Raw genomic sequence first — 20,074 nt, 5'->3', positions numbered from 1 at the left:
ATGAAAAACGCCACCTACCTTTTTTTTACTTTTGTCTCATTTTATTCACTGTCTGGTTATGCCCAGAGCGATACACTGACAGCACCCCCCAAAATACCTGATGGAGCACCTACCATCATGTTGGGCATAACGACTGTCAATAGCTTGGACTCTGACTCCACAGAGGCTGAGGCATGGAGTGGTGGGGGATTAGAACTGGTCCGGTCATTTTCTACGCTTGTTTATCCTGACCTCAGGCCTTGTCCCAAAGAGATACGAGCGACAGGAATCAAATGGCAAAAAGATTACGATTTGATTCCAGCCAAGGATGTTCTCAAAGAGAATGAATTAACACTCAAATTTTGGTTACCAGACTACAACGGCCTTTTTGAAATTAAGTATCTCAGTAAGCCTGATGGTACCTATGCTCGTTCCTGGTTGAACTATTACACGCTGACCGGCGAACGATTAGAAATAGAAACAATAGAAGAATATTATACCACCTACAAAATTTCACAACTATGGGACGACCTAGCCGAAAGTATGGGATGCTCGGTAGAATAATCTGTACATCTCTACTAATCATGTCAAACCTCAACCTATCCTGGGGACAAGAATTAAGGGTAGGCTTTTGTCATGCTTCTGATTTTGTGAACATCGAATATCAAACAGCTATTAGAAAGAGCATCAATAGATTCATGGGGACATTAGACCCCAATTTTAGAAATGATATTCGATTTATTGAGTGCCAGGAGATACCTTCATCTACTTTTTATGGTAGTCCTGATGCAGTATATGGACGTGAAGAAGCGATGGCCATGATGGTCGAAGCATCCTATTGGTCTGCAGGGGTATTGACCATTCAATCTAAACGAACCTTAGGATCAGAAGTCTTGCTGTCAAGTTGTTGTCAACTGGATTGGATTGACGCCTACCGATTGGCGAAAGCAAAGCTATATTTTCACTATGATCAATTGGAAACCCTCCAAAACAAAGTCCAAAGCTATTTAGGTTTTTCAAATTCCGAAATGGATCAACTGGTGAAATTGGTTGAAGAAATACATTACACAGAAAATGATTTTTGGGAGGGAGATAAGCCACATAGTGATTTGTTCGCTACGGCTGCCCCCATCTATAGAGTAACTATTGACAACTTGGTGAGTTTTGTTATTGGACATGAGTTGTTCCATTTCAATGATAATTCGCAGATGATCACTACACCAAGTGAAATGGAAGAGTCTGGTCTCTTCAACACTTTCTACTCTCTACAACAATACAAAAGACTGCTAGATCCATTTATCGTCAATTCTGATAAAAATGAAATCAATGCAGACAAATCTGGCTTCAGATTTCTACAATTAGTCGATAGCAATACGCGCAGAAAGGTTAGTAGCTCTTCATTGCAAACAGCGATAAGAAAATCAACCATAGACCTGCTGGCTTTTCCAGTATTGTCAGGGTTTGACTTGACGATGTTAAGTTATGATCAGCCAGTGGAAACAAGTTATATCTCAGGATATTTATATCCGATGATCAGAATGATGATGATTACTGCTGTATTGAGAAGCAATGAAAGAGAAAATGAATGGGCGGTAAAAATGTGTGGCAACACTTCAAGAGCCATCGTTCAGCTGATTCAGATATATGCAAGTGCCTATGAGAAATCTGATGGTGATGTGCCGGATGAAGTGTTAGAACTTCTTCCAGCTGGAGTCACGGTAGGATGGGAAACCAACTACTGGGATGAAAATTCCTTTTCTTGTCAACCTAACTAAACTATGATACCATGGACAACTGGTTTTTAGATGATCAAATCGTAAATATTCTGAAAGTAGGCCTTTCAGGTTTCGCGTTTCTTGTCTTGTTGATGAGTTACTTTTTACTCAAAGCAGAGCAGAAAAGGGAGGATGAAGCAAGGGAAAGCATTCTAAAATCAATACATAAGTTTACTTATGTCTCTATCATTTTTGTGGTGATCGTAGGAGGGTTTAGTGTGGTTGAATTGTTTGTCAAACCAACTAGTACATCCGGTGCAAACAAAAAGTGTCAAGAATCTATCGAGCAGATGAGACTACTTTCAAAATCACCTCAGCAAACTAAAGAAAGTTTAGTGCAGCTCATCGAGAATTTATCTGAGGATTGTATGGAATCAAATGAAATGATCATCGATTGATATGAAGGCTTACTTTACTGCATGATGAGACCTAACCTTTAACTCCTAATACTATGAGTAGAACGCTAAACCCTGAGATTATAAGCTTCGATATTTTTTATCATAAACTAGTCGATTTTGTCAGTTCTGGTCAATCATGTTTCAGTGTACGAGACAAAAAGGAATATACATCTTGGATGGATGGTAAGACAATTTGTATGTCAGGAGTAGATCGGAAAAGTCCTTCTGTCTATGACACCTCAACCTTGATCAACGTATTTGAGACCGTGAAAAATGGCGATGATATAAAAACCGAAATGCTAGATAAAGCTGTTGGGAGAGAGCGTTCCCCCATATTGGCGTTGATGATAGCAAGTAAAGTTTTAAACCAATCCTAAACCAAAGAAGCGCATGAAACAACCTACGGATACATCTGAAAAAGCATTTCAAAAACTTATCGTAAAAGCACTTGTCGAAGATCAATGCTATGAAACTTCCATGTCCAATGACTTTGATAGAGAGTTTTGTATTAATAAGGATCAGTTAATGGACTTTCTAGAAAAGACCCAACTAGCTACTTTCAATTACATTCAGCAAAAAGGAGAACGTTCGTTCTTGGTCAGACTTGATAAACGCATTCAGGAAAAAGGTATCATTGAAGTGCTTCGCAAGGGATTGAAGTACAATGACAAAACCATCTACCTTTTCTACCCAGAACCGAATTCGGCTTATAATGTAAAAGACAAAGCCAAATATGATGCGAATATCTTCTCTGCCACTGAAGAACTGGTTTATACAGATAACAACAAAAATAGACTTGATCTAACGATCTTCCTAAATGGTCTACCCATCATTACGATGGAGCTAAAGAATGCTTTTACACATCAGGCTGTCCAAAATGCGATCAAGCAATACATGTATGATCGAAATCCCAAAGACAAGATCTTTAATTTAGGTAGATGTATGGTGCATTTTGCGGCAGATACCACACAGATTTATATGGCTGGTTCTTTGGCTCATAAAAACACTGCTTTTTTCCCTTTCAACAAAGGGCAGAATGAAGGAAAACCATTTGCCCCTTTTGGAGCTGGGAATCCTGTAAACCCGAATGGCTTGAAAACAGCTTACCTTTGGGAGGAAGTACTTTCAAAATCCAGTCTCAGTAATATTATTGAGAAGTTCGCTACGCTTGTTGAAGAAAAAGATCAGGAAACTGGAAAGGTCAAACGCATTCAGATATTCCCAAGATATCATCAGCTGACTTCCGTGAAACAGTTGCTTCAAGACAGTAAAAACAATGGAGTAGGAGTTCGCTACCTCATTCAACACTCGGCAGGATCAGGCAAATCAAACTCCATCACATGGTTAGCCTTGCAGCTGGTTTCGCTATACGATCAATCCAACACCACACCATTATTTGACAGCATTGTAGTAGTCACTGATCGGAAAGTACTGGATGAGCAATTGAGAAAAAATATCAAAGCTTTTGCGCAAGTTAAGAAAGTAGTAGAAGCCATCACAGGAGAAGCAAGAGACATCAAAGCCTTAGATCCTGAAGAGGATTCATTCAGCAAAACCACTCACATGCGATTGGCGCTTGCCAACAACAAGAAAATCATTACTTGTACGGTTCAAACTTTCCCGTTTGTACTCAAGACTGTACAAGATATGTCAAGTAAAAAGGTGGCTATCTTGATTGACGAAGCACATAGCAGCCAAAGTGGAGAAGCGGCTGCTAGCTTAAATGCGTTATTTGCAGACATTAATGCAGATGAAATACCTAGAGATGAAGATGGTAAAATAAGCACCGAAGATTTACTGAATCATTTAGTTGAAGGTCGTAAAATGCTACCCAATGCCAGTTATTATGCGTTTACAGCTACTCCTAAGAATAAAACGTTGGAAACCTTCGGCACCAAACAACCTTATAGGGATGAGCACGGAGAAGAGCATTTCAAATACATGCCTTTCCATACCTACAGCATGAAACAGGCCATCGAGGAAGAGTTTATACTCGATGTACTAAAGAACTATACAACTTGGAAATCCTTTTACAAAGTCAAACAAGACGATGAGGCCACAGGAGAGGAGCAGTTTGAAACAAAGCAAGCCAATAAGAAAATCCGTTCATTTGTCGAGGGTCATGAACTAGCCATTGCTGAGAAATCAAGGATTATGATCGATCATTTCATGAAGCATGTTCGCACGAGAATTGAAAACAAAGCTAAGGCCATGATTGTGTGTAAGTCCATCGAGTCTACCATGAAATACAAGGAAGCGTTTGATCAATATTTGAAAGAGATAAATGCTCCATACAAAGCGATTGTAGCATTCTCCGGTAAAAAGAAGCACTGGAAAACAGGAGAGGAGCTAACGGAAGAGAGGATGAATCAATTCCCTGATAATCTGAATGATATACCTAAGCAATTCAACAAAGACGAATATCGTTTTCTGATTGTAGCGGACAAGTACCAAACCGGATTTGATCAACCGTTACTTCACACCATGTACGTGGACAAGCAGCTTTCTGATGTACAGGCAGTTCAGACATTATCAAGACTCAATCGAGCAAAAAAACCAGCTAAGCGTGAGACCTTCGTGCTGGATTTCTTCAATGATGTAGAAGACATTCAAAAGGCATTTCAACCGTATTACACCACCACAATCCTTAGCCGAGAAACTGATCCAAACAAGCTCAATGATCTTCAAGAAAAGCTGGATGAAGTACAAATTTATGATCTGGAGCTGATTCAGGAGTTCTTTGAAGATTACTATGATGAAGCTACGGGTCGTGATCGTTTGGATAGCATCATTTCAGAGATAGAGCGAAACTTTAACGAGGAATTGATCAAAGATCAACAGATTGAGTTCAAAGCCAATGCAAAGTCCTTTGTAAGAACATATAGCTACTTGTCCAGAATCATCGATTTCAAAGATTTCTACTGGGAGATGTTGTGGCTGACACTTAAGCATCTCATTCCGCACCTAATGATCGAAGAAGAAAAAGATGAGGAAAATATTCTTGAAGTGATCGATATGGATAGCTATCGAACCAGCCGGATCATAGATAAGACTAATATCGTCATGGAAGATGAAGCCGGTATGGTTGATCCAATCCCTGTCCAGATAGGTGGTGGACGACCAGAATCCGAATTTGATACCCTGGAAAGAATCGTTAATTCTTTCAATCGCAGATTTGGAGATATAGATTGGGGTGATGGTGTTGATGCCAATGAAGCAGAAAAAGTGCTTACTAAAGACATTCCAGATCGATTAGAAAATGATCAACATGGTTTGCTTTCAATTCTAAACTCAGATAAAGCGAATGCCAGGGAAGAATCTAATAATCTCGTAAAAGCCATTATGCAAGGTATGATGTTCACCAATACCAGTATCTACAAGAAGTATGCTGATGATGACGCGTTTAGGAGTCGGTATCAAGAATTCATCTTTGATCTAATTTGGGCTAAACCAAGAAAGAGCAAAAGTTAATACATAGTTTCATATACTATGATAAGGAAATAATGAGAGCACTTTTAGGAACAAATTGACATGCCTAGAAATAAAGACGCATTAGCGCGATATCGAATCAGATAGATAACCATGTCTGGTGATTGTTATATAATGTCCCGTGTTATGTTAATATAGCTTGGGTTCAGGGGCGGGGTTAATAGTTTAGCGTAAAGGCCTTTTTTCGTCCTTAAAAGCAGTCACTTCATTTCTTGGCAGACACGAGCACTCTTTTGACATTTTTGGACTGCAGGGACGGTTGAGGGAATGGCAAATGTGTGCGGAAATTATTATCCAATCAGTTACATATTAGGATCTATTTAATAGCTTTAAATAATCGTATTTTCACATTTATTTAATTCCCAAGCCACTAACCAAATGAACATATTTAAAAAGAAACTGGAAGAGTCAAATCAGTCCCTACTAGAAACTGAACCTATCGCTCTTTACCAATCACTTTTTCACAAAGAAGGATACTCATATTTAAGAGGAATTCAAGAGGAAGTTTTAACATCATGGCATGCTGTTCGGGATCAAAGAGATGTTTTATGCAAAATGAATACTGGCTCAGGCAAAACGCTTGTTAGTTTATTGATGCTATACTCAAAAATGGTTGAAGGAGTGGGTAGTAGTCTATACTTATGTCCGGATAAGCAGTTGCTAGAACAGGCAAAAACTCAAGCAGAGTTGTATGGAATACCGGTTTGTGAAATTCAGCAGGCAGGAAATATTTTTCCTAGTGATTTTCTTAATTCAAAAAGTATTTTGCTTTGCACCTTCCAGAGGCTTTTTAATTCCAGGTCAATCTTTGAAAGGGATAATATCGAAGTTGGATCTATTGTTCTAGATGACTCACATGTGTGTTTAGATATTGCGAGATCGGCTACAACAATTAATATTCCTTTTGGTCATTCACTCTGTGATAGGTTACTAATGCTATTTCAGGACGAATTAAAGTACCAAGCTCCGGGAACCTATAACAGGCTCATTGATGGTGACCCATATGCTAAAATCTTAAAAGTACCTTACTGGGCATGGTTAACAAGAATTCAGGAATTAATTGATTTAATAGGGGAGTTCAGTGAATACGATGAACTTAAATTTAAATGGGGGTTAATAGCTGATGATCTATCTAGCTATGAATGTCTTATAGGCCCTCAAGGGATTGAAATAGCTCCAAGTTATGTACCATATCATAATGTGAGAGCTTTTAATGAAGCAAAGCATAGATATATACTTTCAGCAACATTTGAAGATCAAATTGACTTGATAAAGGATTTAGGTATTGATAAGGATAGTATTGAAAATGCACTGATTCCTAAAGACAGAAAGGATGTAGGACAAAGATTGATTTTAGCTCCGCAAAGATTTGATTCAAGAATAGCGGATGAGCAAATAATGGATTTAGCCAAAAAATATTCTGAAGGTGGAATTAACGTGATGGTAATGGTTCCTTCATCAGAACGAGCCACCCGTTGGCAAGAGATAGGTGCACAAATAGTTCAAAACGAGACTATTAATGAGAAAATTGAAGATTTAAGAGGAAAGCATGGCTTGTTTTACGTCTTGGTTAACAGATATGATGGAGTAGACCTAAACGGAGATATGTGTAGGGTATTAATTCTAGATGGTTATCCGTCATTTTCATCCTATGAGCAAGTGTATAAAGAGATCAGGCTTGAAACAATTAAGTCTTCTTTGAAAGCTCAAATAATTGAGCAAGGACTGGGTAGAGCTGTAAGGTCTGGAAGCGACTATTGTGTGGTTTATCTAATGGGGCAAGATCTTCTCCAATTTGTAGGCAATACTTCTAACTTACAATATTTTACACCAGTCACTAAAAAGCAACTAACGTTGGGGCTCTCATTGTTGGAAGATGAATCAAAATCTAATTCACTAAATACAATACAAGAGACTGCAAGCCTTTGCTTAGACCAAGACGAGAGTTGGAGAAAGTATCATTCTGATATACTTTCAAGTATCGACAAGGATGATTTAAGTGAAAGCAGAATAGCGAAGAACTTAGAAATTGCTAATATAGAACTAAATGCTATTCTAAAGTTCAGGAGTAGAGATTACCAAGGAGCATCTGATATAATTTTAAAAGATATAATCGATTCTGGTAGTCTAAATCTGAATCATAAGCAGAAGGCATGGTATTTTGAAAAAGCGGCAGGATATCTTTATCAATTCAATGTGCCTAAATCGAATGATTTGCAAATTAAAGCATCAGGTATGGCACCTCATATGCTGCAACCAAAAAACGGTCATTATTATACTAAAATAGTTGGGGGTGAAGAACAAGCAGGCCAAGTTCTTGCATTTTTAAAAAAGTTTGAAAACTCTCAAGACTTGGAAATTGGTATTGATAAACTGCTCGGAGATTTACAATTCAGCCCTGACATACCACATACAAAATTTGAAAATTCATTGGCGGAACTTGGAAGGTTTATAGGTTACCATGCACAAGAACCTGAAATGGAATTTGGGAATGGTCCAGATGTACTTTGGGCAATGACTGATAATCATTTTCTTATTTTAGAGGCAAAATCAAGAGCAATTCATGAAGAAATCACCAGAGAGAATATTGGTCAATTACTGCAATCCGGAGAATGGTTCAAAAAATTATATGGCAATTCAGCAAAGTTTAATTTGGTAACTCTTCAACCTCCCAATTTTAAAGGGTGGAATGTAAATCCAAGTGAAAATACGGTTGTAATCGATGAAACCTCGTTGAGTTTATTAAAAGGAAATATCAAAGGATTTGTGGATGGAATAGTTAGTTCTGGAGGATTATCAATAATAAATCAAGAAATGATAAATCTATTAGCCGCCCATAAATTAACGCCAACAGCATTTAGAGCTACTTACTTAAGACCAATAAGGTCAAAGAGGGGTTAAGACTATTATTGGAATTGTTGGTAATAAGAAATGAACAATTGGTCTCAACTCCGCCCACTTTCTCAGCTAGCTTAGCTAGCTGAGGCCATTTTGAAAACTGGTTTCTTGCTGTCTGAAAGTCATCATGTAATTCAAACTAGGGGAAGATTACAGGAGCACATTTTAAGGTAATCAATCGAGTAGGGGAGCAAGAGTTTGAAATCCTATGTCATCAGATTAATATTGACAAAACGAATTATGCTTTCATCAGAAAATCTGATTTGGAAAGAGGATTAAGAGATGATCTTTGGATTGGTCTTGTGTTGTTTGTAGATGATGAGAAGCCTACCAAGTATTTGTTTCCGAGTACAGTTTGGAATGAGCCAAATCAATTATTTACAGATTCAGCTGTCAAGAATACCGAATATGGAATCAATTTGAAACAGCATTCTATGAAGGAGTTTGTAGAGAAGTATGGATTTGAGGCAATGGTTAACAAAATATGGTCATAAATGGAAAATTTGTTGAAACTTCATGAAGCAATTGCAATCATTTTACTTTCTAAAGATGATAGGACTGCCAGTCTAGAAGAAATAAGTCGAGAGATTGCTGACAGAAATCTTTACAGAAAGAAGTCAGGTGAATTTGCACCACCTGAACAAATCAGATTACGAACTCACCCAAATACCAAATCAGGAAAGCAGTATAGCCATCTATTTAAATTTATAGAACCTGATAAAGTTATGTTGACATAACTTTATGTTAAGTAGAGTCTATGCCGTCCAGGCGGGCAGGCAAGGCAAAATACCGAGGGCGCGGTTGGTTGTGTGTTGGGAGTGATTATTTTGCCTAGATTTTTTGTTTACTTTTTTATCAATGAAAAAAGTAAAAGCCCAGCGGCTTAAGCGTCACCGTGAACACAGATGAAAGACAGAAGACCTGTGAGCTATTCTGCCAGTAGCAAGGAGATTGCCACGTCACCAATGCTTCGCAAAGGTTCCTCGCAATGACGAGGTTTATTCAAGGGCTGTGCTGTGAGCCAAACAGAGCGTTGGCAAGCAAGTGTATCGCAGGCAAAATTCTTAACGCCTGAGAATGGCGTATTTGAAATCATAAACGTGCACGTCAAAGTCCAGCTTTGCTGGTTATCATAATATAGAATTATATCCAACATAATAGATTCAGTTATAGAGGCCGCATTTCACTTTAACATAAGATCAGTTATCACACTAAAGATGTGATAACTGATCTTATATTAACCATGCCTAACGGCCTGGGCGTAAAATGCTATAAGTGTTATATAATTAATATTATGTTAAATAGAGTATTCCAAGGACTCACCTCTCGATGGATTGAAACCAATCTATGATGTCCCGTGCGAGTTCTTTTCGGCTGCTGTACAGTACGCCACAGTGATTCATATACAGCGACTTAGGATTATTGAGTTGCAGTGCTGCTCCATATAGATCTGTTACGTGATAGCCTAGCTCTTCAAAAATACAAGCTGTAGCGGCATAGTCCCAGATACAGCCACCGCCTTGTGCCACTTTGGGAATCTTAAAGAATACCGCATGCTCATGCAGTGACGCTTGGCATGCCTGTAGTACTGCGCCAGCTCCGGAGATATATCTGGTATCAGTCAGTGCCTGAGACTGTGTGAGCTCGTCTAGCATCGTACGCAGCGCAGCGTAGCGCGGATGCTCTGCCATGACATGATCCAGACAGCATACGAGTTGATCAGGGGTTGCTTGGCTATCGAGGGTACGTTCTAAAGATGACTGTACGCCCTGTCCCCGAACTGCGACGATACGCTGGTCGGTGATTGGCTCGTGTACTACACCGATCATGGGTACACCTGTACGACTCACAAGTGCGATACTGACCGCATAGCCAGGTCTGCGTTCGGTAAAGGCTAGTGTACCATCTAAGGGGTCGATACACCAGAAATAATCCTTGGTTAAGCGTGATCCATCGTCTGGCAACTCCTCGGTGAGCAACCCTAAATCATAGTGTGCGATGCTCTCCTGTAGATGGTTTAAGATCAGTGCCTGGCATTGTAGATCGACCCATGTGACGACTTCTGAAGCTTTGCTACTCATGCCCGATTTAAGTTCTACAGTGATGTCACCGTGGCTGTACTGGCGGATAAAGTCTGCTGCGATAGCGGCAGCTTGTTCAGCGAGTTGTGCGAGCGTTTTAAGGTCAGCGGCTTTCATAGATGTAGACTAGGGTTTAGATGTTAGATTTTAGGCTTGTTCTTTCAACTCACTGAGGACTTGTTCGGTGATGCGCTGACTGTAGTGGTTCATCTTGTAATGGCCAGGACTCCATCCGTCTAAGAACCTGTAGAAATCTGCCCATGCGTATCTGTAGAGACCTGTCCATTCCTTGGTAAGTAGCTGTGTGTTAAGCTTTAACTTATACTCGTTACAAGCAGTACTCAAGACCTCAAAGTAGTATGACAATAGTTCTGACTCTAGCGTTTCGCACGCTGATTCGGTCAGGCAACTGCTGAGGAAATATGCTACGTCTTTCATGCCACACCCCCGACCGATGTATTGAAAATCCACCGCTGCGACTTGCGTTCCATCTTCAGAAAAACAGAAGTTGGCCAGCTTGGCATCTCCATGTACTAGCGTCTGGTACGTCGCTTCGTTTAGTCGTGTATCGATGGCTTTCGCTGCAGATTTGAGTGCTTGGTTTTGCATGACGTACCATTCGTCAGGTCTGGTATCCAGGTGCCAATACGTACCTATAGGCCATAGTTCGGGCGCCTGCTCTCCCATGTGTCGCGCATGAAAATGTGCCAGCCAACTGAGGCAAGTTTTGATTTCAGGTAAGGCAAGATTTGACCTACGACTAGGATATCCAGCAGTGTTTAGATCTTCTAGGATTATGAGTATCTCTCCTTCTTGTTGCCAGCTGTAGATATGCGCTGGGACTCGACTGTGTACGTCGCAGTGTTGCGCACGTGATGCATACCAGTTCATTTCTACTTCGTAGGATTTGAGTTTTCGCTGATGCGAAGTATCTGTATTCCATCCTCTGGGATGATGGTTTTGGTCGGGCAGTTGGACGTGCTTGACCACTACACTGGGGCGCTTCCCTCCTGCTAATCTACAGCGAATGATCTGACCATAACCACTCCATAGCGATTGGATCCGTTCGCTGTGAACCACGGACTGGCTTTGGGTATGTTCTAGGATTTGTTGCTGGATATGCTCTGTCATCTACGCGGAATTGTCTTGCCTCAAAACTAAACCACTATGAACTGAAAGCACCATGAGTTTGGTGGAGAATGAAATTCTAAAAGAACAAAAACTGCTATTGAGCCTTTTTTAGAATCGAACTCAAGCTCATAGATTTCTTCTATAAACCATCACTACCTCCAACATCTAGTGATGGTTTAAGGTGTTGTATAACTCACTGTTGTTTAGTACTATATATTCTGTTGCGTAAAGTATACTATTGCTGTGGAACATTCGTCTTTACTACCCTTCATCACATCTATGAGATCTGCTGAAGCATATTGTGCTGCTGGAGATAGGACACTGCTTTGATCACGCGCCAGTCGGGATATTGCGCCTGCGTTTGTGTTTGAAATGCCTGTACCAACTCATGCGCTTTTTGGGTGGTCGTACAGAGTTCACACAATTCTTTCAACTTGCGGTCGGGTAAGATTCTGTTGATCCGTCTCGTACCGGTAGGCTCGTCGGCAGCTTTTAGTTTGGCCATGGGATGTATCCCTGCCCAGGTCTGTCTACTCTTCCAGAATGGAAGATTTTCCCACCGTTTTTCCATCTGATAATAGGACGACCGCATCGGGATGAAGTCTTCAAATTCGCTAACCACTTCCTGACTATACACTGTCAGGCTATCGGGATCTCCTTTCAAATGACTGGCAATCGTTGTACCTGCTTTCAACCCAGCGTCCAAGGCCTTGTGTATCCCATAGGATGACAAAGGGTCATAGGCCGAGGCACTGTCACCTACTGCCAACCACCCGTCTCCCGTTATCTCATCCAGCACATAGGAGTTGGCCACTGCCACCTTGGGAGCATGAGACATTTGACAGTGCTGCATACGCTTGGCCGTATGTGTTGCTAACTGTAATTGTGTCATAAAACTGTCACGGTCTTTGAGTTGTTCGTCTTTCAAGATCGTTTTATCAGTCATGAAGGCTACTACTATTTGATGATTGGGTAATAGTGCCGAATACCACCAACCATCGGGGACAGCTTCTACCAAAGTGTAAGTACTATCAAAACGCTCACGGTCATTCTCAGGCTGCTGCCAATAACTGTACACACTGTGCAGGTCATCAAATAGAACTTTCTCTGCCCCCTGCCGCTTGGCAAATGAGATCGCCCTACCTGTGGCATCTACCACAAAGTCTGACTCTAATGTCAGCGTCTCTCCAGTATGTCGCAGACAGGAGAGCTGCCATTGGCTGTTTTCTCTCTGAGAGGAAAGAAAGGCAGTCGTTCTAAATACAGTAACTCCTTTGCGTTCAGCGATACCCAATAGCATTTTATCAAAGGCATTTCTTTCGAGATGCCAACCGCGCCCGTGTGTACTGTTCATAAAATCCTTGTAAGAGACCGTGTCCGTACCCCATACTGATGCAGAACCTAACGCATCCAAATGCCCTACTGCTGTAAAATCCTCCCAAGCCTCTAGTGCCATGATCAACTGAGCAGTAGGTGGCTGGATTGTTTCTCCTACCCTAGTTTGGCTAAAATTGCTTCGCTCCAATATCGCTACATGCTCCACACCTTGCTGTAGCAATGAAATAGCGGTGGCTGCTCCTGCACAGCCACCACCAATTATTATAACCTGGAATTTCATCTACTCGTCTGGGTTTTTCTTTAGTACTTCATCTTTCTCCACAGACAGTGACGGCACCTCGTACGCCTTGATTTTACTCGTCAGACGTTCCACTTCGAATGCCCCGGGAAATGAACCTTCCTTCATCACAAAGCCGAGGTACTTCCAGCAAGTCACCATTTGTACATCGGTCTGGTTGGAGTCGTCCACAAAATCCCTCGTCCACTGCACTTGTTCTTTGGCGCCTTTCGGTGTGACGGAATAGGGACGCTGTGCAGGCCACCACCAGTAGTAGAGCGCTGCATTTTTAATCACAGGTTTGTTAGGCCCTGAAGGGTTGATGTTTTGGATAGAACATTCGTTAAAATCTGCCTGCCAAGGTTGCGCCATGTATTTGCTGAGGTCTCCTGGTTCTAGTCCAGCAGAATAATTGTTGTCAGCTCCATTGGTAAGCGATAGCTTGCCTTGCTCTAGCAGTCCTAGATCTTTTGTTTGTATCCTAAAAAGATCAGAGGCATCATAGCCGAAAGGAAGTGGCTTGTACATAGATGTATTCCTTGTAATCCAAGTGATTTCTATTCCGGGACAGAATGCACCACCTACACAGTTGTCTAGGTTGGCACGATCTAATGCAGCCCCTGCTGGCAAAGGTGTAGGTGGTGTCTTGTCCACTTTGCCATCTGCAAACTGAGTTAGGAAGAAAAACTGAGTGGCAGTCAAGCCTAGGAACTTGGATGCCGTGAAGTTGCTGATCGGATTGTCACCAGCGAGCAAAGGCATGAGTCGCGGTTGGTTCTCCGCAGGACCCTCTTCTGGGTTACCTTGTGTGCCACGCCCTCTGAGGTATTTGACCGCTAGTGAGGCAAATTTCTGTGGGTCATCTTCTAACAATGCTCTATGATTGGTCGTCCCGAGACTAGGGATCGCCGCTACGTATTGATAGAACTCTGGACGCTCTAGTATCGGCAGAATCTCCGAAAAGTAGTTCGGCACATAAGAGGTCTGGAATTCACCATTGGCAAACAGGCTTGGGTCATAGTTGAGCTCTCTGACGAAGATGTCATACATATCATCGTATAGGTTGACCTGATTGAGGATTTCGGGTGCATAAGCTGGTGGGCCTACACTGACCCATGCCGAAGCATCAACGGGGACTTCACTCCCATCGTCCATAACCAATACTGCTGTCACAGGGCCATCTGCTATGTCATCGAACCATCCTTCGTTGTTGGCATAAGCTGAGATCACGGGACCTCCTGGATTGGTCGTGCCTGAGTTGCCAAATCCTCCTAGCACGATGAGGTCTCCTGTAGCGTTGGTCTGTGCAGATCCTAAAGTACTGATAGGAAATGGCTGCAACTGTGATAAGAACGGGTAAGTGAAGGGACTCAAATCAAAGTTGCCTGACTGGCTCGGACCAGTCAGCGTAATAGGTCCAGGATCCAAAATCAAGGGTTGACGACTAGCGTCTGCCATGGTATTAGGATCATTAGAGGTGTTCAAGCTCAGGTTGAACCGCAAAGGATTGGTAGGTTTCGTGTTATCTGTAGGAATGGCCGGTGGTTGACCGGGGTTGGTAATAGCTATTGAGGCATTGGGTACGTAGGGGTTGTTGGCATTGTTGGCCTGATAGCCCAAATCATTTTTGTAGACATAAGGTGCACTAGTGGGTGATGGAACTTCTGTACCCGGGACATAAGGTCCCATACCAGACCCAGTCTGCTGCATGAACTGAAACCAACTTGATTTCTTATTGGCAATCCAAGCAGTCCATTTGATGGCTTTGATGCCATTGGTTCCCGCTGTGACCACAGTACCTTCAGCGTTTCCAGACTCGTAAGCATAGACTTGAAATTTAGCGGCCTGTCTGAGTAGCTTGTCACTGGCATCTCTAAAGTGTACGCCTGCTGGAGGCGGTGTAGAGTATTCAGTAGGTAGTGCTCCAGCAGTAGATGGTGCTATATAATAAGATTCGCTATCCCCTACTCTGGCAATACCAATCGCAGGGTGTATTTTATATTTTGTAGACATGAATGATGATGTTTAGGTTGATTAAAAACGGTATTTCGCTTTGAGAGCGGCTAGGTTCTCTGCATCTATCTCTGGGACATCTGGTTCTAGTACAGGCCCGCCTCTGAGGATAAAACTAAAGTCAGCACCTGCCACTTGGGCATTGCCATGACATCCCATACATCCGCCCATGTTGAACTGCGTGTACTGCGTACCCGCTGGCAAGTGTACATTGTAAAACGGCTGCCCATCTGGTCCATAGTTGGAAGTTTGCCCTGCCTCATTGCCATTGGCAATTTGGCGTCCACCAAACTTCTGCAAGGTATAGTTGGTCTCTACGACGATATTGGCCTGATAGTAAGTAGCTGCTGGTTTATTTGCGGTATCGATGGCAGTCGTATCAAAAGGCTGATACTGAATATTGACCAACTTGTAATGACGCCAAGGGGAATTAGAGATGCCATTGGCAGCATCATACGACGCGATGGCCTGATGGGCACTTGTGTTGGCGGCTATGATTGTCTCTGGGATATCATGATAGCGACTGTTGACACATATACCTTGTTGGCTGTTGCCAGACGAAGGCAGCCCATCGGCTGTATTGAGATAGAACAGTCTATCATCATTGTCATCACAGAAAGGCCCGTTGACAGTAGTGGTGGTACCCGTACTAGGCGAGTCAGTATGTTTCACCTCTGGCGTGGTAGGTGTATCAAAGCCAGAAGGATTGATTACCTTTCCTTCTGCATCTTCGATGGGTTTGCCATCTGTAGTCAGTAGGTTGTCTTTTTGCTCGAATGTAGCAAATGTAAAATACGGCGCTGTAGGTGTTTTGTGAATAATGTGTAACGCTACCAGTCCCCACTGTGTATCTTCATAGTAGCATGCATCCTCTCCCTTTTTTTCATAGTAGCGCACCTTAGTCGTATGGTACTGACTGAGGGTATCCTTGGTAGTCAAGAGTCTCCATGCTGCCTTGACCATGAGAGTTCCAGAAGGGAAACTCACGATGCTGTCCTCTGGGACTACTTTGTCATTGGCAATGGCATTGGAGTATCGTTGTACATCATCATAATAACTCCCTCCGTGATTGAAATAGCCTTTGCTCGTCACATAATCAAAGTGTGACCGATTGCCTTTGGCTAAAAAACGAATCAGTTGAGGAGAGGAATTAGTTGCTGTAGCTTCTGCTGGGTTGATACCCGCAAACATGAAGTTGAGTGAAATCTGTGAGGTCTCATCCAGATTGACCAATGCTGTCTGGTTAGACGCTTCCGCACATGGAGGTATAGAGTCTTTGTAGAAATACGCTGGTAATGCGTCATAGTCAAACACCAATGAGTCTCCTTGTATAAAGCTTCCGTTGGGGTAATGACTGTTCCATGGGTAGATTTCTACTTTGGAGCGGTAAGTATGCCAGACAAGCGGCTCACTTTGGTCTCCGAACAATTTAGTCGTATCAGGTGTATCTCGGGTATTGGCGAGTCCTGACTGAGGTACTGCGGGCCAGTTGAGTGCTATGAATTCGTTCCACGCGAACTCGGCGGCTTCTGACAAGCTGGCGTTAGCTGCCCCACTCGGTAAGTCAGCGGGCAACGCTGAGGAGACTGTGATCCCTGAGGGAATCTCGACCTCTTGTTCGAGTGGAGATGTTGTTGTACTGCTATTGACGCAGCTCGTCATAGCGCCTGCACATGCAGCTACGGTCAGTAGCCGCCTAGACAGTTGAGGTAAATTAATTCTAGGTAAGTTCATACATAGTTTGGTTGAAGTTTTCAGATGGTATTAGTTTAATACTACCTGTAATTTCAGCTTTCGCTCCATAAAATGTAATCCCTAAATTCAGGTATATAAGGTAACGGTTTTGTTATTCCCAAGTGACTTGTTTTCAATAAAAGCCCGAGCGATGGTGCTCGGGCTACTTAACTAGTCTATCTTGACCAAGACTACCGTTTAGCTAGGCATTCGTTGAATGTAATTATTTCATAATGATTTTGGTGGTGTAACTTTCCGATCCGTGGGTCACGCGCACCCAGTAAATACCTGAAACTTTCTGTGACATTACCTCAGATATATCTACACGTCTATTTCCCAGCTCAGTAGGAGAATCATAGATAGTTCCTAGTGTTCTCCCCACTTGGTCAACCAGTTCAATACTTGTTTTAGCCTTTGATGATGCATGATACTCCATCATCAGAGACTGACCATCTGTAGGGTTTGGATACAAAATCATAGCACTCAGTGATGGATTCTGTGAGGGGACTTCTGGTTCCAACATCGTTCTTGCTCCAGGAAAAGTCAAGGTCATATCTAGACTACCCGTCGTGGACCAGTTGCCCGCATCATCACGAACCAGACTCCTCACCTTGGCAGATGCCGTTCTGATATCATCGGTCGATGCAGTCCCAGCGGTGATCAGTTGACTAGAACCCGATCTGAACTTATATACCGTGAGATCGTCAAACTCCACTTCGGTAGCGTTTGTCCTCAAGGATATGCTATTACCCGTACTGAGCGGTGTAGAATCCGTCCAGGTCGCAACAGATACATTGTCTTTGAATACCTCGATCACGCCATAGGCTGGACTATAGGTGATCTTATAGTTAGCCCAATTGTTGTCCTGCGGAAGATCCACCGTAGCTCTCGTGTAGAGGGCATTGCTCACTGTTTCATAAATTCGAACCTTGTCGTCATTGCCACTGAACCAAATGAGATATGAATTACCTCTTTGACTCAAAGTAGCATCATCAGCCATAATGTGAATACCGAACTTCCTCGGTCCTGATGTCGATACTACTTTAGCCGAAAACTCATATAGATAAGGTAGCCCAGACGTCTGAGACAGATACGAACTCAACTTTGTGTTGTCCGCTACTACATCTGATTGAATCATTTTACCACCAGTAGCTGTCCATGTACCCGTCCCGTAGGTATAGCCAGTATAGGTTTCTTCAAAATGATCATTAAAGAAACCATTGTTTCGGTTGGCATACCACATGGCACCATATTTTTCTAGCGTCTGGTAAAATTGACGTGTAACGCCTACATTGTCCGTATCCGTGAAGTTCGCAGTAAAGTCTCCAGACTGTGTCGTACCTCCAGTTGCCGAAATAGAGGTCGTAGGTGCTACCGTATCCACTCCAGACGGTGTGCAAGTCCCCCCTATGCTGTTTTGTAATCCCAGAAGGTACGCTTCAGCAAACAAATCTCTCCAACTATCACTGAGCAACTTAGTTTCATCTGAGGTATCCACAAAGCCTATCTCGTTGAGTACACCGATCGCATTGTTGCCATTGAGTACGGCAAGGTGAAAAATGTAAGAGTCATCTTCTACAGATCTACGGTCACTCCATGATCCTTTGTCTACCATTCTGTCTTGTATTTCTCTAGAGAAGGCACTGTTGTCCGCATCCAGTGAAGTACTTCTATTGCACCAGAAGGTTTCGGTACCTGACCCACCGCCGGCGTTGCAATGAATACTGATGAAACGATCCGCTCCCCAGCTATTAGACATGGTTTTTCGTTGCGAAAGACTAATCCATCCATTGGCCGTCGATCTTGTCATGTGCACCGTCCAGTTGGAACAGCTGTTTTCGATTTGATCCTTTAATTTCAGTCCTACTGCTAGAGCTGTAGCATGTTCGGTGGCACTACGACCATCGGGGTTGGTTCCTGTAGCACTGTATCCATGACCCGGATCTATGACTACCACTTGTGCCTGCGCCATATGAATCACCGCTAAGATGATTAGTGTTAGTACTGTTGTTTTTATAGTAAAAATTGATTTCATGATATGGATTTATAGTTCTAAGTCAGCGATAAATATTTTACCCGTTTTTTCATCCGAAAAAGCGATTTTCTTTCCGTCGGGAGAGATGTCTCCCCACGTCTCTATTAGGTCGTCAGATTGTGTCAACCGTGTCTTTGATTTATCATCTGTCTTGATGAAATATAAATCCGAAGCTGAGATACTGTGTCCGTCTAGACTGATGTCTTCAAATGTCAAGATAGCTGCATTGTCAGGCATCCAGCTCGTAGCTAGCCCCATACCCAGATTCTTTCTTTCACCGCGTCCATCTACTGCATACTCATACATGTATGCTCCTTCGTGGACAATCACCGACTTTTGATCTGGAGAAAGTACTGGCTGATAAAAATCACCTTCTTCTTTGGTGATAACCCAAGGCTCACCGTCTTCTCCTCTTTTAGCTTCTAGCTTAAGCGTTTTCAAATTGATGTAGACGAGCAATTCTTCTGACTTATAAGGATTAACTTTTCGCTGTCTGAGACTAAGTGGATTTACATTCTTTAGTTCTACTTCTTCTCTAGTTTTGAGATCAAAACTTTTGACTCTAAGCTGAGTATTGCTGTGGTTGATTTGCTCTCTGAAGATTACTTGTTTGCTATCCATAGACCAATCTGCCATGTATCCAATGCCTGCACCAGAGCGAATTTGCTCGACTTTTTGATTAGACTTAAAGTCAAGAACAAAGAGCTCGTCATTGTGATGACCTGTAAATAAGAGTTTCTGCCCATCAGGAGACCAAAGCGGCGCTTGGTACTCTCCATTAGAGGTAACTGACCTCACGTTTTTCAAGTGTTGCCCATACAATTTGGCATGACTCAATAGTAACATGACGATTGCGATCATGCCTAGATTAATTTGTTTGTTCATAATGATTTTTGTTAAAAATGTAAAAAATGCATCTCACTGAA

General features: G+C 42.3%; 15 protein-coding genes. 8 read left to right on the top strand and 7 right to left on the bottom strand.

What is annotated here, in order from left to right:
- The 8 genes from BGP76_RS06200 (at position 1) to BGP76_RS06165 (ending at position 9,276) form a co-directional block, all read left to right on the top strand.
- Positions 1 to 543 (top strand): hypothetical protein, encoded by a 543-nt coding sequence (locus BGP76_RS06200; protein ID WP_119843991.1) that lies wholly within the window; start codon positions 1 to 3, stop codon positions 541 to 543.
- A complete protein-coding gene (locus BGP76_RS06195) occupies positions 501 to 1,754 on the top strand; it encodes a hypothetical protein (protein ID WP_147407389.1) in 1,254 nt (417 codons plus the stop codon). Before BGP76_RS06200 ends, BGP76_RS06195 begins: the two co-directional genes overlap by 43 nt.
- Before the next feature lie 11 nt (positions 1,755 to 1,765).
- The gene (locus BGP76_RS06190; protein ID WP_119843989.1) at positions 1,766 to 2,152 is read left to right on the top strand and encodes a hypothetical protein; all 387 of its coding nucleotides are present in this window, start codon (positions 1,766 to 1,768) and stop codon (positions 2,150 to 2,152) included.
- 53 nt (positions 2,153 to 2,205) lie between these two features.
- Positions 2,206 to 2,529 (top strand): hypothetical protein, encoded by a 324-nt coding sequence (locus BGP76_RS06185; RefSeq protein WP_119843988.1) that lies wholly within the window; start codon positions 2,206 to 2,208, stop codon positions 2,527 to 2,529.
- Positions 2,530 to 2,542: 13 nt separating this feature from the next.
- A complete protein-coding gene (locus BGP76_RS06180) occupies positions 2,543 to 5,623 on the top strand; it encodes a type I restriction endonuclease subunit R (RefSeq protein WP_119843987.1) in 3,081 nt (1,026 codons plus the stop codon).
- A gap of 396 nt (positions 5,624 to 6,019) precedes the next feature.
- Entirely contained in the window at positions 6,020 to 8,542 is a 2,523-nt protein-coding gene (locus BGP76_RS06175; RefSeq protein ID WP_119843986.1) for a DEAD/DEAH box helicase, read from the top strand.
- Between the two features lie 260 nt (positions 8,543 to 8,802).
- Positions 8,803 to 9,033 carry a hypothetical protein gene (locus tag BGP76_RS06170; RefSeq protein ID WP_119843985.1) on the top strand — a complete coding sequence of 77 codons (231 nt, stop codon included), beginning with the start codon at positions 8,803 to 8,805 and terminating at the stop codon, positions 9,031 to 9,033.
- Positions 9,034 to 9,276, top strand: coding sequence for a hypothetical protein (locus BGP76_RS06165; RefSeq protein WP_119843984.1), 243 nt, complete (start codon positions 9,034 to 9,036; stop codon positions 9,274 to 9,276). It begins immediately after the preceding gene.
- Positions 9,277 to 9,858: 582 nt separating this feature from the next.
- Here BGP76_RS06165 and BGP76_RS06160 read toward each other — a convergent pair.
- The 7 genes from BGP76_RS06160 to BGP76_RS06130 form a co-directional block, all read right to left on the bottom strand.
- On the bottom strand, positions 9,859 to 10,737 hold the full coding sequence (locus BGP76_RS06160) for a 3'(2'),5'-bisphosphate nucleotidase CysQ (RefSeq protein WP_119843983.1): 879 nt from the start codon (positions 10,735 to 10,737) through the stop codon (positions 9,859 to 9,861).
- A gap of 30 nt (positions 10,738 to 10,767) precedes the next feature.
- A complete protein-coding gene (locus BGP76_RS06155) occupies positions 10,768 to 11,751 on the bottom strand; it encodes a phosphotransferase (RefSeq protein ID WP_119843982.1) in 984 nt (327 codons plus the stop codon).
- A 277-nt stretch (positions 11,752 to 12,028) separates the two neighbouring features.
- A complete protein-coding gene (locus BGP76_RS06150) occupies positions 12,029 to 13,369 on the bottom strand; it encodes an FAD-dependent monooxygenase (RefSeq protein WP_119843981.1) in 1,341 nt (446 codons plus the stop codon).
- Positions 13,370 to 15,379, bottom strand: coding sequence for a LodA/GoxA family CTQ-dependent oxidase (locus BGP76_RS06145; RefSeq protein ID WP_119843980.1), 2,010 nt, complete (start codon positions 15,377 to 15,379; stop codon positions 13,370 to 13,372).
- A gap of 21 nt (positions 15,380 to 15,400) precedes the next feature.
- On the bottom strand, positions 15,401 to 17,113 hold the full coding sequence (locus BGP76_RS06140) for a hypothetical protein (RefSeq protein ID WP_147407388.1): 1,713 nt from the start codon (positions 17,111 to 17,113) through the stop codon (positions 15,401 to 15,403).
- A gap of 223 nt (positions 17,114 to 17,336) precedes the next feature.
- A complete protein-coding gene (locus tag BGP76_RS06135; protein WP_119843978.1) occupies positions 17,337 to 19,148 on the bottom strand; it encodes an N-acetylmuramoyl-L-alanine amidase in 1,812 nt (603 codons plus the stop codon).
- Positions 19,149 to 19,157: 9 nt separating this feature from the next.
- Positions 19,158 to 20,033: a PD40 domain-containing protein gene (locus tag BGP76_RS06130; protein WP_073118325.1), complete on the bottom strand. Its 876-nt coding sequence runs from the start codon at positions 20,031 to 20,033 to the stop codon at positions 19,158 to 19,160.
- Positions 20,034 to 20,074: the final 41 nt, after the last annotated feature.

The sequence above is a fragment of the Reichenbachiella sp. MSK19-1 genome (genome assembly GCF_003590315.1).
GTDB lineage: Bacteria > Bacteroidota > Bacteroidia > Cytophagales > Cyclobacteriaceae > Reichenbachiella > Reichenbachiella agariperforans.
The sequence above is the reverse complement of the archived record's forward strand: the minus strand, read 5'-3'. Positions and strand labels throughout refer to the sequence as shown.